This is a genomic window from Methylobacterium sp. Leaf118, assembly GCF_920984675.1.
In the GTDB taxonomy this organism is placed as follows: domain Bacteria; phylum Pseudomonadota; class Alphaproteobacteria; order Rhizobiales; family Beijerinckiaceae; genus Methylobacterium.
On record NZ_CAKLBV010000020.1, the window covers coordinates 21,335 to 34,961 of the forward strand.

13 protein-coding genes are annotated in these 13,627 nt (G+C 60.8%); 7 read left to right on the plus strand and 6 right to left on the minus strand.

The window, feature by feature from the left end:
- Positions 1-48: 48 nt before the first annotated feature.
- Positions 49-1,143: an oxidoreductase gene (locus LW587_RS10845; RefSeq protein ID WP_232629609.1), complete on the minus strand. Its 1,095-nt coding sequence runs from the start codon at positions 1,141-1,143 to the stop codon at positions 49-51.
- A gap of 111 nt (positions 1,144-1,254) precedes the next feature.
- Here LW587_RS10845 and LW587_RS10850 point away from each other — a divergent pair, with 111 nt between their 5' ends.
- A complete protein-coding gene (locus tag LW587_RS10850; RefSeq protein WP_232629610.1) occupies positions 1,255-2,151 on the plus strand; it encodes a LysR family transcriptional regulator in 897 nt (298 codons plus the stop codon).
- Between the two features lie 101 nt (positions 2,152-2,252).
- On the opposite strand, the gene LW587_RS10855 is transcribed toward LW587_RS10850, so the two are convergent.
- Positions 2,253-2,924: a hypothetical protein gene (locus LW587_RS10855; protein ID WP_232629611.1), complete on the minus strand. Its 672-nt coding sequence runs from the start codon at positions 2,922-2,924 to the stop codon at positions 2,253-2,255.
- A gap of 253 nt (positions 2,925-3,177) precedes the next feature.
- Positions 3,178-3,918 carry a carbonic anhydrase gene (locus tag LW587_RS10860; RefSeq protein ID WP_232629612.1) on the minus strand — a complete coding sequence of 247 codons (741 nt, stop codon included), beginning with the start codon at positions 3,916-3,918 and terminating at the stop codon, positions 3,178-3,180.
- Positions 3,919-4,504: 586 nt separating this feature from the next.
- On the opposite strand from LW587_RS10860, the gene LW587_RS10865 reads away from it, so the two are divergent.
- The 5 genes from LW587_RS10865 to LW587_RS10885 all read left to right on the plus strand — a co-directional run bounded on the left by LW587_RS10865 (position 4,505) and on the right by LW587_RS10885 (position 11,341).
- Positions 4,505-5,236 carry a hypothetical protein gene (locus LW587_RS10865; protein WP_232629613.1) on the plus strand — a complete coding sequence of 244 codons (732 nt, stop codon included), beginning with the start codon at positions 4,505-4,507 and terminating at the stop codon, positions 5,234-5,236.
- 624 nt (positions 5,237-5,860) lie between these two features.
- Complete coding sequence (locus tag LW587_RS10870; RefSeq protein ID WP_232629614.1) at positions 5,861-6,517, plus strand: hypothetical protein; 657 nt, start codon at positions 5,861-5,863, stop codon at positions 6,515-6,517.
- Between the two features lie 381 nt (positions 6,518-6,898).
- Complete coding sequence (locus LW587_RS10875; RefSeq protein ID WP_232629615.1) at positions 6,899-7,624, plus strand: hypothetical protein; 726 nt, start codon at positions 6,899-6,901, stop codon at positions 7,622-7,624.
- Positions 7,611-10,277: a serine protease gene (locus tag LW587_RS10880; RefSeq protein WP_232629616.1), complete on the plus strand. Its 2,667-nt coding sequence runs from the start codon at positions 7,611-7,613 to the stop codon at positions 10,275-10,277. The genes LW587_RS10875 and LW587_RS10880 overlap by 14 nt, the downstream gene beginning before the upstream one ends.
- 38 nt (positions 10,278-10,315) lie before the next feature.
- On the plus strand, positions 10,316-11,341 hold the full coding sequence (locus tag LW587_RS10885; protein WP_232629662.1) for a DUF4424 family protein: 1,026 nt from the start codon (positions 10,316-10,318) through the stop codon (positions 11,339-11,341).
- 50 nt (positions 11,342-11,391) lie between these two features.
- Here LW587_RS10885 and LW587_RS10890 read toward each other — a convergent pair whose 3' ends face one another.
- Together LW587_RS10890 and LW587_RS10895 are read right to left on the minus strand one after the other, a co-directional pair.
- Positions 11,392-12,132 carry a recombinase family protein gene (locus LW587_RS10890; RefSeq protein ID WP_232629617.1) on the minus strand — a complete coding sequence of 247 codons (741 nt, stop codon included), beginning with the start codon at positions 12,130-12,132 and terminating at the stop codon, positions 11,392-11,394.
- A complete protein-coding gene (locus LW587_RS10895; RefSeq protein ID WP_232629666.1) occupies positions 12,077-12,307 on the minus strand; it encodes a hypothetical protein in 231 nt (76 codons plus the stop codon). Before LW587_RS10895 ends, LW587_RS10890 begins: the two co-directional genes overlap by 56 nt.
- Before the next feature lie 13 nt (positions 12,308-12,320).
- Here LW587_RS10895 and LW587_RS10900 point away from each other — a divergent pair, with 13 nt between their 5' ends.
- Positions 12,321-12,539: a helix-turn-helix domain-containing protein gene (locus LW587_RS10900; protein ID WP_232629618.1), complete on the plus strand. Its 219-nt coding sequence runs from the start codon at positions 12,321-12,323 to the stop codon at positions 12,537-12,539.
- A gap of 166 nt (positions 12,540-12,705) precedes the next feature.
- Here LW587_RS10900 and LW587_RS10905 read toward each other — a convergent pair whose 3' ends face one another.
- A complete protein-coding gene (locus LW587_RS10905) occupies positions 12,706-13,614 on the minus strand; it encodes an EamA family transporter (RefSeq protein WP_232629619.1) in 909 nt (302 codons plus the stop codon).
- Positions 13,615-13,627 lie beyond the last annotated feature (13 nt).

Genomic DNA, 13,627 nt, shown 5'->3' on the forward strand with positions numbered 1-13,627 from the left:
AGCACAAGCAGGGGATGTCCGAAGCGGGCACTCCCTCCTGATGGTCTGCTAGGCCGCCAATTCAATCGGCTTGATGTTGGCGATTGGGCCGAGGATGGCGGGATCGAACGCCGCCACGTCGTGGGCGGCCTGGATGCGGTTCGGGAAATCGGGGTTCGCCAGCGCGGCCTTGCCGAGCGCCACGAAGTCTGCGCCCGCAGACAAGACCTCCTGCGCCCGCGCCGCATCCCCCACGCCGCCGTTGGCGATCAGAGGGACGTGGGGTGCGTAGCGGCGAGCCAAGGCCACAAGGCTATCCTGGCCGCCCTCGAACGCAGGCTCCCACGCCTTGTGCTCAGTCACATGGATGTAGCTGACCCCGGCCTCGGCGAGCGTGCCGAAAATGGCTTCTGCATCCTGCTCACGACCCGCCCACTTGTGGGTAAAGTCGTTGACCTTGCCCTGCGAGATACGCACGCCGACCGGCACCTCCACCTTGGCCCGCACCGCCTCGAACACAGCCCGCACGAACGCCGTGCGCTGGCGGGTGTCGCCGCCCCAACGGTCGCTGCGCTGGTTGGCGTAGTCGGTCAGAAACTGGTCGATGAGGTAGCCATTCGCGCCGTGGATTTCGATGCCGTCGAACCCAGCCGCGACGGCCCGTGCGGCCGATGAGGCAAAGCCCTCGATGGCCTCGGCAACCTGCTCCTCGGTGATAGCGGCAGGCATCGGGTAAGCGCCCTTGCCGTAATAGAACTCCATTTGGTTCCCTTTGGGCTGCACGGCCGAAGGTCCGACGGAGGTATCGCGGAAGCGGTTGCCTTGGCTGATTGCTCCGGCGTGCATCAATTGCGCGAAGATACGCGCACCGTGCCGGTGTACGGCGTCGACCACCGGCCGCCACGCCTGCGCCTGCGCCTCGTCGGTGATGCCGGGCTGGTGGATGTAGCCCTGCGCAAACGTCTGATCGGTGTAGATGCCTTCGGTAATCAGCAGGCCGAAGCCGCCACGGGCGAACCGCTCATAGTAGCGTGCCATCGTCTCCGTGGGGGTGCCGTCCTCGGCCGCACTCACGCGCGTCATCGGTGCCACCGCGAAACGGTTGCGGAGCGTCAGGCCATGTATCTCGGTGGCCGTGAAAAGGTTCTTCGCGTCCGTGTTCATGCTTGGCCTCCAAACTGCCGTTACCTGTCTATGGGCACCAAGGTAGCGGGCAGGCGGCTTGTGCATTAGCTGAGATGAACGATAAGGATTTTATCACTCAGTGTTATACCGATGAATCTCGCGGACGTGGGCTTGTTCAGTGCAATCGTCACGACCGGCAGCCTCTCGGCGGCCGGGCGGCAGGTCGGCATGTCCCCGATGGCGGTCAGCCGCCGCCTTGCGGCGCTGGAACAGGAGCTTGGCGTGCGCCTGCTCCACCGCACCACCCGCTCCGTTGCTCTGACAGCGGACGGTGAGACGTTCTTGCCACTCGCCCAAACGATGCTCGGGGCGCGAGAAGCCGCCACAGCGGCCTTCTCCGAACAGCATGAGGGGCTAAGCGGGGTGCTACGCGTGACCGCGCCTCACCGCATCGGCCGCGCTCTTGTCGTGCCGCTGGTGGTCCGCCTGATGGCTGAAAACCCACGGCTCAAAGTAGACCTGACGTTTTCAGATGGGATCGTGGACATTGTGGCCGCCGGGATCGACGTAGCTCTTAGGGTAGCGACCTTGCAGGCTTCGGAACTGGTTGCTGTGCGGTTGGCGGATAATCCGCGCATCCTCTGCGCCGCGCCGAGCTATCTTGCGGCGAACGGCCACCCTAAACAGCTCGCCGACCTCGACGCACACTCTTGCCTGACGCTGCATGCGATGGACGCTTGGTGCTTTCGGCAGGACGGACAAGCAGTTACCAAGCGCATCGAGGGACAGCTTGCTGCCAGTAGCGTTGATACGGTGCATGCCGCTTGCGCCGCCGGAGCGGGACTTGCCCTGCTCACCTACTGGGATGTGGCACAGAACTTAGCCAGCGGCACCCTCAAGAGCATTACCCTCACGGATGCCGAGCCTGAGCAGTTGGCCATCTGGGCCGTTCTCCCCACCCGGCAGCACATACCGCCGCGCGTCCGGCAATTCATCGACGGACTTAAATCCGCGCTGATGATGTCTCTGCCCGCTCAGAACTCATGATCTATGGACGGTCCGCTAAAGGGTCGGAAGCGGCCGTTCACACGGTCGAGCCAACTGAGTTTTGACCATAGCATGGGCAGCGGCCCGGCATATTCCCGAATTTACAAAGTGACGCGGTTCTCCGGACGCTTCATCTCGCGGTTCGGCATTTGCCGACGAATACCCAACTCGACATCAAGTCTGCGCCGTGCCGTAGGCCCAAGGTTGCGGCTCGTATCCGCGCGTCGTCCAATAATGATGCCTTGCGGCTCTGGTTCTTGGCCGCGCCCGTAGATTTTTAGGACAGCGGCCCGAGCACCTTTGATGAGGTAGCCACCCATTCCAGTGCTGATCGGTCGGATGTCGATTACCCGCGCCGGATCGAGGACGCCGCCAGCGCGTACCTCAACCCACCGGAAAAGCTGGTGCTGGAAATCAAAAGCGCGTGCCGCAGGGATGTGAACGCTCCAGTGCACATGCACATTGTGATCGTCACCCGGCTCTATGGTCTCGAAGGCCATGCCGTCTCGTGCGTTTTCAAAGGCATAGGCGTAGGTCGGCGGAAATGCCGGGCCGCTGCCCTTGCCAGGGCGCGTTGCCCATTTGTTGAAGTCGTTGCGTCTGAGCACCGAAAAACAGGCCACAGCTGCGCGTGGATCGACGACCGTGTGGGCAAAATTAATCGTCACAAAATGCGAGAGCGGGAAGCCGAGGCGAGCTGCCTGCTGCGTGGTGTAGTAATTCGTCTGACAGGCTCGTTGCCCGACGTGCCTCGACGCTGTGCTAGCCCCCATATCTTGTCCCAACCATGACCATATTTAACTAAATGTGGGCGCCCCTCTCTCGGTTCCGGTCACGCACCCCCTGAACAAATCGCGAACATGGTGAGGCAACTTTCGCCACGCGTCAACTTCGCAGCGCAAGCTCGGCGCTACAGTCGGTCCGCCGGGAAAGGCTCTGTACTGATACTTCGACAAAGGCAGCAATCTACCCGGGCATTGGCGGCAGGAAATTCGCCTCGCCAACCATTGCCCGGTGCGTGGTGCCTCAAATATCTTCCATCCATTCGACCTGACCGTCAGAGAAGCTGTACCGGGCCCCTACGACTTTCACCTTCCCCCCGGTGAGCGCATCTTTGATCACCAAGCTTTGGGTTGTCAGCCGTTTCGCAACGCGGCGCGCATTGCTCCGCACGGACGCTTCGAGAAGGTCACCCCCTTGGCTTTTGGCCTCAAGAACGGCGGGGACAATGGGTTGAACCATCTCGCCGATCACACCTGGGAACGTCGCATTTTTCTCAACGACATCGACGGCCGCGGCGACAGCACCGCATGACTGATGACCCAGCACGACGACGAGCGGTACCCCAAGGACGCCGACGCCATATTCGATACTACCCAAAGCCGCTGTATCAACCGTATTGCCCGCGTTCCGGACAATGAACAGCTCACCGAGACCACGCCCGAACAGGATTTCTGGCGAAACTCGGCTATCGGAGCAACCCACCAGCACACAAAACGGAGCTTGACCGCGGGCGAGTTCAAGGCGGCGTTCGCGCCCATTTGCGGCGAGGGACGGAGCTTCGTTCCTGAAATTCTCGTTGCCTTCCTTCATGAGCTTGAGCGCATCGACGGGGGACAGAGAGGTTTTCGCCGCTGGTGATGCAGCCTGTGCAACACCGTTCGGCAGAGCGGTCGCGGCAAAAATGCCTGCTGCCCCGAACAGGAGACGTCGGCGGCCGATCCGCGGCACGCCCGTGTCGGAACAGCAGTCGCAATTCGCATGCATGGAGCTGGACCTTCCTGCTTTCAGAAAGTGTTTTACCGTGCGTCGGTCTGGGAACGGGATGTCAGACCACCATGCCTCATTTAATTCTTCGTCGGCCGAAGGAAATGGCGGCCGCCTACAGGAGTGGGTGATCGTCGATAAATGCGCTGCCTCGGATGCGGTAATTTTTCAATTTTTACGTCGTTCGTGCAGTGCCACAAGCGCCCTAAATTTCAACAAAAAATGGGGCGCCACTCATTTCCGCGCGGTTTCCAGTCCGCAACCTGAAAATTAGTTGCGATTACTTTCAGGATCATTTGGCCCGCCGCATGTCAAATGGTGCTCTGTAAAAACTGAACTGTAAAATCATGGTGGGACGCTAATTTGCGGCGTCGAGCCTGTGGGTTTCCAGGGCATCGGCGACGTAATTCGGAATTAAAAAGGCGGCGTTAATAACAGCCGTTAAATCCCCCTCTTATGTCTAATCGGGATTTGTTGGCCTGAATCAAGCCGTCACCCGAACGCGAGCCCGATGAACGCCGCGGGGTATTTCGAAGCAGCGTCCCCTTGCCCCCGACCTGCGGTCGAAATCAAGGGATCATGCATCATGAAACTGATACTCCCCCGTGGATATGCGGACGAAGGCGCGGATCGCCGAGTTCAGCAGCCAAGCCGAACGATAACGGAAGCAAGCTCGATCATCACTCCCGGCTCCCACAATTACAGCGAGGACTTCCGAAACATTCTGGACGACTATTACGGTCTCGGCGAATTGCGCCGGGAACCGAAATGGGGGCCGCGCACAGACGTGGACCGCGGCTTTGCCGACTTCATTCAGGACCGCCAGCACTCTGGATGGCAGGGGTTGTTCGGCACAGCCTTGTTCAACCAATTATCTGGCGGTCCACGAGCGCGAAATCAGCAGATGTGCCGGCGAATCATGGAATTTCATGAAAAGGTATGCCATCACATCCTGCGGTACCCGAACAAGCCAAAAAATAGGGAATGGCGACCGATCTTGTTGGGCGTGCCTGAAACGGCGTGGCGAGGAGTTTTGCGAGAAATCGGACTTGCTCCAACTCGCCCCAACGACGGCGAACACTGGCATTTTGTTTTGTTGACGCCGCCACCCCGCGTTTCCCGACTACCCGATGGATTCCTTGCGCATTTTGAAGCTGAAAAACACCGCCTATACATTTGCCCCGGTGACGGCCGGCGGGACATACTTCGTGATATTCACTTCAGACCCATGGACCGGAGTTGGGGAACGGTGTGGGGCTACATGACAAAGGAAGGCGGTCGCAATCGACGGTTTGCCGACGACCTCTTGGTTTTATGAGCCAATGAATTGGGCTCTGCCTGAGTAAAACCAGCGTGGCGAATCGCAAGATCGCCACGCTGGTTGGGCCGCACCGCGGTGCGGCCCACAATCGCCCACATCAATTGGGATTTCCAGGAGCGTAATGCGCTCGTATGGCCAGTCCAAAGCCACGACGGTCGTATTTCGAGCGTCTGTAAAGTCAGAGTGCAACCGAAGAGAGGTGCACCGATGACGACGCAGAATCCCCAACTCGCCCCGAATTCGAATGCCAGCGTTGCTGCTGAGGCCGCAGTGACGCCTCGGTCAATTGGGCCGCGGTTGCCGTCCCAAGTGGGACGGTCATTATTGCCCTTCGGTCCGTACCCAGGGCCGCAAAGTCCCAGGCCCGTAAGCGTGCCAATGCCAACCGTGCCTCCGCGACGCCCAAGCCCAACACCCCACTTCGCCCCGACCAGGGGAGCGAATGATGGCCCCGAGCACAGGCGAAAAGGCATCGATTCACGCCCGCCCCAGCTCAACATTGCCGACAAACGCGCCACACCGGTTCGAGGACGGGAGGCCGCCGGGGCTTCCGGTAACTCTCCGCCATCCGAGGATAAGCCAAATCCCGAAACCGCCACAGTGGTGCAACGTCCCGTAGCGTTGGCTGAATACGAAACAGAGGCGGAAACTTTGCTCCTGGCTTGTTTTCGGCGCTTCGCCGCGTTTGCCGCCCAGGAACGGACCGGCCGTGAAAATATGGCCCAAGCGCAGAAACACCTGTATGCCGTACTCGGCAACGCGTTAGGTCTATATTGGCACACAAAAGAATTTCCAGATGTATTGGATCGCCTTTACAAACAGTACGAGGTGCCTGAGGTCGAGTTGGGGCGAAATCCGTTTATGCGACTTGCGCGTTTGACGCTACGGCAACCGAACGCCACTGCGGAAGTTGGTAAGTCGCAATTGCAGCGTTGCGCCGCTGTTCTTCGATACGCTGCCGAGTGCGATATCCAAGCGGACGCTTTTTTGACCTTCATTTCGGAGCAAGGCGGTATGGTTCGATGCGCTCGTTTGGACGCAGAGAATCACCCAAGTCCTGAGCGCAATCGAGCCGAACGCCAGGATCGAGAGCGTCTCGCGAAGATGCGCCAATGTGCGCGGCAGTTGCGTGATCGAACGCTGACGCAGCGCCTGACCGACCCCGGGCTTTACATGGTTCTCATTGAGGTTGCGGAAGGCGGCCCACGGATGTTGGGCTACAGCCCAACGGATGAGCGCGGCGCGCGGCGGATTCCGATGCCTCGCCAGGACTTATAAGAAGGGCGTTGAATCACTCTTTTTTCGCTAAACATTCGGCGGCGGTGACAATCACCGCCGCCCATCATTGAGCCGGCTTGTTACATATCGATTTGGCATTACAAAAGTAATCCAGCAACACTCTGGACGGCGGATCATCTTGAATTAGAGCGCAACAGTGCTGCACTTGCATTGCGACTTCAAGTCCAATGCTAATTTATATTGCGGATTTAGCCGTAGGCTAATCTAGGATTTTTTGTCAGGACGGTCCGAGTGCTGGTCAAAGGGTTTTATGAGAGCGGCAACGCGTTAGTCATACTGTGCGTGTCCCAATGTGGCCTCTCGCCTTTTGACGAAACAAACAGTACCCTTTGTTACAACGCAGGGTGTGGGCATCGGCGCATGACGCTTACCGAGGTTTTGCAGCGGTTCAACCGAAAAGAGCGTCATTGGCTGGTGCGTGACGCACTTGGCAGCGCATCTCGGCACCTCGACCGCGATTTCCTGCGCCGTGTCGAAATCGCGGTCCGGCAGCGCGATCCTAATTTTAGGATGAAGCTCGATGCTTTTTGGGCGACCGATTTTCATATCGACTGGCTGGTAGCAGCGTTGCACGTTCTTCATTCGAAGACGGACGCGACGGCGCCTCAGCCAAATGAGGACGGACAGGTGACCGGCAGCCAGCAGGACATCGATCTGGTATTAGCCTCAGGCTCCACCCTTATCCTCATTGAGGCGAAGGGGGTTGGTTCGTGGGCGAGCCAGGGCCTGCGGGACAAAGTTGACCGGCTGAGGCACCTTACCGGATCAATCCTCGACGAGAATGGCCGGGTTGGATCAATTCAGGCGCATTTCCTGACGTGCTCGCCCGGCACCGCTCCTGACACCAGCCAATCAGAATGGCCGAGCTGGATGACGGCTCATGGACAGCCGTTGCATATTCCAATGCAAGTGGTTGCCGAGGCCGGACCGCTTTATCGGGTTGAGCGGTGCAATGAAGCGGGCACGCCAAATGCAGCCGGTCATTTTTGGCACGCGGTGCCCGACAGTCAGGCCAATAAACTCGTGCAAATCGTCGCGTTAAGTGATGGGTCAGAAGGGGGAGCCGAACTCCATGGCTCTCTCTAGCCGCCCGTGGCACCGGACTTCGGCTGAAATGCTTCGAGTCGGCGCTTCAGTCGCCGGAGTGCTCATTTCGTGGATCGGCCCCACGCCCCTTGTTGCTGCCGAATTCGCGCTGAACGGCACCGCGCGTTGGGTCGTGATCGCCTCACGTGCCGACCTCGACGAGGCGGTCGGCATCGCCCGATACCATCGCTGGCAACACCCAGGCACCCGAGTGATGCGGGCTGCCAACGGGTGGTTCGCTGTCGTTTTCGGCCCGGAGACCGTCGCAAATCCGCGGGCAGTGCGCGAGCGGTTGGGCCGAGAAGGCAATCTGCCGAAGGATTTCATTTTCTCCCGCGGGGAAAGCTACGTCGAGCAGGCTTGGTCGCCGAAGCCTGCTTCTCAGATCGGGAGCGAGAAATACGACGGGCGGCGCGACAGCCTTATGCGCCAGGGCGACATTGCCGTCGCAATCAGCAGCTTGCCTGATCCGGACGGGGGCGGCCGATTTCCGGTCGCGGTCGGGCGCCAAGGCGGGCGCCAAATTTTTCGCATGACCCTGGATCGGTCCGTACGCGAAACCCCGGACGAGCCCGGCTCCGAGATCGCCGAAATGAAATCCGTTCGGCTTGATCCGGCCTCCTCGCGACCGAGCCTCGTTTTCTCGTCGTTCTGGGGTGGTGCCCATTGCTGCACGGTCACGAAGATCGCGACCGAGGATAGTGGAACCGGCCGCTGGACCTTGGTCGAAGGGGATACCCTCGACGGCGACGGCGGGTACAGCTTCGAGGACCTCGACGGGGATGGCGCCCTCGAATTGCTGAGCAGCGATCAAGGCTTTTTGTACGCCTTCGGGCCGTACGCTTCGGCCAACGCACCGAGCAAGGTCCAGCGTGTGCGCGGCGGTCGCATTGAAGACGCTACCCGTCATCCGTTCTTCGGTGCCTATCTTCGCCAGGAATTGGCGATGATGGAGCATGGGGCTGATCTCAACCCTGACCGATGGCGCGACAACGGCTTTTTGGCCGGTTGGGTCGCTCAGAGCATCCTTGTCGGGCGCGGCGACGCGGCCTGGGTGCGCATGTTGCAACTCTACGACCGGAACGACGAATGGACCCACGAGGTTTGTACCGTCGCCTTGCCGTTGAACAAATGCCCGGAGAACAAGCGGCGCAAGATCGATTTTCCGACAGCCCTCCGACGTCACCTCGACGAAAACGGCTATGGCTCGGCAATCGGCGGATCGCGCCCGCCCCCGGAGCCTGCGGAGCCGTCCGGGCCTTCTGTTTATGAAAATGCGGCCGCCCGCTTCGACCACCTCAGCCTGGACGAACGCCTCCGGCTTCAGGTACTGCTCACGGCCGCCGGCCATCAGGTCGCGGTTCCGAACACGGCATTCTCAAAACGGCTGTTTGAAACGCTGATGCGCTACCAAGCGCAGGCCGGTCAGCCGGTGACGGGTATGCTCGACGCGGGTGGCACGGCCGCGCTCCTCGACGAGGCAACGCCACTCCTTCGCCGCTGGGGCTTTCGTGAGGTTCCCCATCCGAGCCGCGGTCGGCCGATCTGGATACCGGTCGGCCTCGGTTTGCGTGAAAGTCGAAATGCCGACAGCGTGTCGTGGAGCGACCCGGCCGGAAAAGTCGTCCTAAATTACACAAGCGTCGCCGACAGCCTGGAGACGAGCTACCGCAGCGCCCTAGCCCGGTTCGAGCGGGACGGTGCTCGCGTCAATTACAAGGTCATCCGCTCGGACTTTTTCGCGATCTCGGCCTCGGGCGCAGACGGCAACGATTGGTACCTGCGCTTCCATCGCGACGGCGGGAATGCCCTCGGCTTTTTCCTGATTTGGAAATCGGCTGAATCCGACCTGCATATGGAGCGCGTTGCCGTCCTCGTCTCCGGCTCGCTCGGTGCGGCAATGACTGGATCGCCGTTCACGAGCCCACCGACGTTCACGGCGCCTCCCGCAGCCGTCGCCGTCGCCCGCCCGCCTGAGCCCGTGGTCCCGACGCCGTCGGCTGTCGCCCCCAAGGTGCCGGAAGATCGTCCTCGGGCCTCGTCCGGCACAGGCTTTTACGTGAGCCGCGACGGTCACCTACTGACGAACGCGCATGTGGTGAAGGACTGCACGAGCATCGAGGTGAACGGTCCGAACGGTCCGGTGCCGGCGCGGGTCGCCGCGCGCGATGCGAGCAACGATCTCGCGTTGCTGAAAACCGAGATCACCCCTTTGAAGGTTGCGGCTCTGCGGTCAGGCGTACGCCTCGGCGAGGCCGTCGCGGTCTTCGGCTATCCTTTGTCCGGCGTGCTCGCCACCTCCGGCAACTTCACCCTCGGCAACGTCACGGCGTTGACCGGGATTGGGGATGACACGCGTTACTTCCAAATTTCGGCACCTGTGCAGCCGGGTAATTCCGGTGGCCCACTGATGGACACCAACGGCAACCTCATCGGGGTGGTAACGGCCAAGCTCAATGCGTTAAAGGTGATGGTCGCGACAAACGGTGACATCCCGCAGAACGTCAATTTCGCGATCAAAGGTGCGGTTGCGGGCACGTTTCTGGAAAGCAACGGGGTGAGCGTCGCGGTCGGGACGGACACCACGGCGTTGCCACCCGCAGACTTGGCCGACCACGCCAAATCCGTCAGCGCCTTTGTTGCATGCCGATGAACGTGACTCGCCGCCTCTTCGCACCAAAGCCAGGGTTTATGGAAGGCCCAGCAACAAGGTTCGGTGGCCGTAGACGGCGCGTTCGGGCCGCGCTCTTCCTAATCGCGATAGCCAGTACAGGAACCGCATCTGCCAACGACAGCGCCGCCTATTTCGGTGCAGGTGGACTTGAGTTTACAGCCACGGATGCAGTCACGATGGAGCGTGAGGACCTTCGTGTATCTCAGGAGCTTATCGAGGTTGAATACCGCTTTCGCAATGTGACGGCCGATCCGGTGGAATTGCGCGCTGCCTTTCCTCTACCGCGCCTCGACATGAAAAAGGTGTTTGGCTGCTCAGATGTCAGCATCCCTTTCCGAGGCAAACCCGATTTCGTCGGATTTGAAACCCGTGTGGATGGGCGACCAGTCCAACTGGAAAGGCAAGAACGCGCCTTCGTCGGTGAACGCGATATTTCTCCGCTCCTGCGCGACCTGAAGCTGCCCTTCGCCTCGACAGGCGACGACCTTCCGGCGGCGTTGAAGCGATTGAGCCCCAGTTCGCGCGAGCGATTGAGGCAAGCCGGAGCGGTGACCGAGGACAGCTGCACCGATGGAAGTGATGGCCCCGCCTGGAACCTTGAGGTCGTCTACCACCGACCGCAGCGGTTCGAGGCAAAGGCCATCAAGCGCGTACAGCATCGCTACACGCCGTCCGTGGGAGCGTTCTTCCTCACGCCCAGCGCAAAGCTCACGGGCCCGTCCGACCGACGGGTGCCCGAGTTCGACACGGATTTGGCGCGCTATTGCATCGATGAGGGCACATGGCGCGCATTGCGGCGGATGAACGGGGGCCGCGAGGTCGTAGCCCGGCCGCTGGAATATATCTTACGGACCGCACGGTCCTGGCGCGGTCCGATTGGCGAATTTGTTCTCGTCATCGACAAGGGAAGCGCCGATGCGCTCGTATCACTCTGCACAACGGGCGTGCGTAAGACCGGTCCTACCTCCTTCGAGGTTCGACGCCGCGATTACCGACCGGACGTTGATCTTGAAATCCTTTTCATTCCCCCGCCCGGCAATTGATCGGCCGGTTACGGCGCCGTTGATCACATTGATGCGCCCGTTCACCGCGCTCATGGCAGGCTTTCTCGCATGAGAATTTTTCGAATGCCCGGCCCGGTGAGGTGATAGCCCCGCTCAACCCCAAACTGCTGCAATTTCTTATATGAAAAATTTTGAGCGCGCATCTCGTGAAGTTGCATGATGAATGTCTGCTCATCCGCAACTTCTTCGAGCACGCCAGCGGGCCCAACTTGAAATCCAAAAGGCGGTCGTCCACCACGGTATTTCCCGAGCGTGGCCTCATTGGCCTTCACGGCTTTCCGTTGGAGGGATTGCCCGTACCGAGTGTAGCCCGCGAACGCGATCAGGACAGTGTTCAGAGCGCGGCTTTTTGCAAGGCACCAGCGTCCTGCATCAACGTCGAGCGCATGAACCTCAAACTTCCGCTCTCGTGCCAGCGTGAGGCTTTCATGGGCATCCTCAGGCAGACCGAAAAGGCGGTCGAAACGGGCCGCCACTAGCCAATCGCCATCCTGCATCCGTTCGAGCACCGCCTTCCCTTGCGGGCGCTTGAAAAGTGGGACGTGTACGTCAGAGCCCTGCTCGAACATCACCTCAAAAAACACGAGGCCCCGCCGTCCGGCCCAAGCGGTGAGTTCGTCACTCTGTTGCTTGAGGGAGTCTTTCGGGCTGCGTGGGCGCTGCTCCCTGCTTCGAACGTAACCATAGAGTCGAGGGTGACGCTGGACAGATGGATTACGGATCGTAGGCGGTGACGGATGCGGGGCAGAATGAATTCGGGGTGCCTTCATCGCGGTTCGCCTTCAGAAACACCCGCCCGGCTTCATGCGAGCCGTAAACGCGCGGATGAATTGGCCCTTGGAGATTTCTCGAGGAAAAACGACGTTTTCCATCGGTTGTAAACGTGCGGTTGCCGATGCGAAAGGACGAGTTTTGGCCGTTTGTAAAGCCATAGCGGAGCAACAAGGAGACCTCCGCTATGTCGTCGTACACCCACGCCAAGATGCGCTACACGGTCGATGAAGCCTGCAACTTGCTGTCGCTCGGCCGGACCAAATTCTATGAGGAATGCGCGGCGGGACGGATCGAATTCATCAAGGTCGGCCGGCGCCGATACGTCACGGCCGAGGCGCTCGATGCACATGTGACGCGCCCAAGTGCGAGCACACCGGGCAAGCATGGCCATAAAGGTAGTTGATTGTCGTAGGCCGAAATCGCCAACACGATGGAGGTGATGACAGGGTGCTCCCGCCGGTAGGCGGGAGCCTCGCCCTAAGGTCAAAACTCAATCAGCTTGACCATGCAAGGGGCTGCTTTCGACCACAAGCGGGCCGTTCATAGATCAAGACTTTTGCGCCACGCCGTCAGGCAACCTGCTCGGCAGAGCTTAGCGGTGCTGCCTTGCGCGGCTGCGATAGGGTCGTGCCCACCGACGCCAAGACGATGCAGCCAACGGCCAGCCACTCGACCGCGCTGAGCTGTTCGCTCAGGAGCACCAGCCCGGCCAAAGCGCCCACGGCCGGTTCCATGCTCAGGAGTACGCCGAACACCTGTTTGGGCAGGCGCTTCAAGGCGACCATTTCCAGCGAGTAGGGCAACGCACTCGACAGGATGGCGACGCCGAGGCCGATCAGCAGAAGGGACGGGCTGAACAGCGTCGCGCCTGCATGGGCAACGCCGAACGGCAGAACCGTCAACGCCGCAATGCTCATCCCGAGAGAAACCGCCTGCCCGCCGTGCAGCCGCCCGGCTCGCTGGCCGAAGATGATATAGAGCGCCCAACAGGCAGCAGCGCCTAAGGCGCACGCTACGCCGGTCGGATCGAGGGCGGTTGCGCCCTGCCCGATGGGCAGCAGCAGGCCGAGACCCAACACGGCCAGCCCAACCCAAGCGAAATCGAGCACGCGGCGTGAGGCGCAGAGGGCAACCCCCAACGGGCCTATGAACTCGATGGCGAGGGCAATCCCGAGCGGAAGGGTGCGCAGCGACATGTAGAACAGAAGGTTCATGCTACCGAGCGCCACACCGTAGGCAAGCAAGGTGCGGATGTCGGCAGGCTGCAACCGCATCCGCCACGGCCGCCACAGCCCGACGAGGACCACGGCCGACAGAAACACCCGCAGCGCCGTGGTGCCTTCCGCCCCGATTAGCGGAAAAAGACCTTTGGCGAGCGACGTACCAACGCCCAGGGCGATGATGCTCGAAAGCAGGGCCGACACGGCGAGGAGGGTCGCGGCCGGGCCGGACTGCGGGAGCTGGATCGAGGAGCGCATGCTCGGATCATGC

Excerpts from the sequence above, each read along its gene's own strand:
- LW587_RS10855 (WP_232629611.1), bottom strand. The coding sequence starts at position 2,924 with ATGGGGGCTAGCACAGCGTCGAGGCACGTCGGGCAACGAGCCTGTCAG.
- LW587_RS10905 (WP_232629619.1), bottom strand. The coding sequence starts at position 13,614 with ATGCGCTCCTCGATCCAGCTCCCGCAGTCCGGCCCGGCCGCGACCCTC.
- LW587_RS10890 (WP_232629617.1), bottom strand. The coding sequence starts at position 12,132 with ATGAAGGCACCCCGAATTCATTCTGCCCCGCATCCGTCACCGCCTACG.
- LW587_RS10860 (WP_232629612.1), bottom strand. The coding sequence starts at position 3,918 with ATGCATGCGAATTGCGACTGCTGTTCCGACACGGGCGTGCCGCGGATC.
- LW587_RS10875 (WP_232629615.1), top strand. The coding sequence starts at position 6,899 with ATGACGCTTACCGAGGTTTTGCAGCGGTTCAACCGAAAAGAGCGTCAT.
- LW587_RS10865 (WP_232629613.1), top strand. The coding sequence starts at position 4,505 with ATGAAACTGATACTCCCCCGTGGATATGCGGACGAAGGCGCGGATCGC.
- LW587_RS10845 (WP_232629609.1), bottom strand. The coding sequence starts at position 1,143 with ATGAACACGGACGCGAAGAACCTTTTCACGGCCACCGAGATACATGGC.
- LW587_RS10850 (WP_232629610.1), top strand. The coding sequence starts at position 1,255 with ATGAATCTCGCGGACGTGGGCTTGTTCAGTGCAATCGTCACGACCGGC.
- LW587_RS10885 (WP_232629662.1), top strand. The coding sequence starts at position 10,316 with ATGGAAGGCCCAGCAACAAGGTTCGGTGGCCGTAGACGGCGCGTTCGG.
- LW587_RS10900 (WP_232629618.1), top strand. The coding sequence starts at position 12,321 with ATGTCGTCGTACACCCACGCCAAGATGCGCTACACGGTCGATGAAGCC.
- LW587_RS10880 (WP_232629616.1), top strand. The coding sequence starts at position 7,611 with ATGGCTCTCTCTAGCCGCCCGTGGCACCGGACTTCGGCTGAAATGCTT.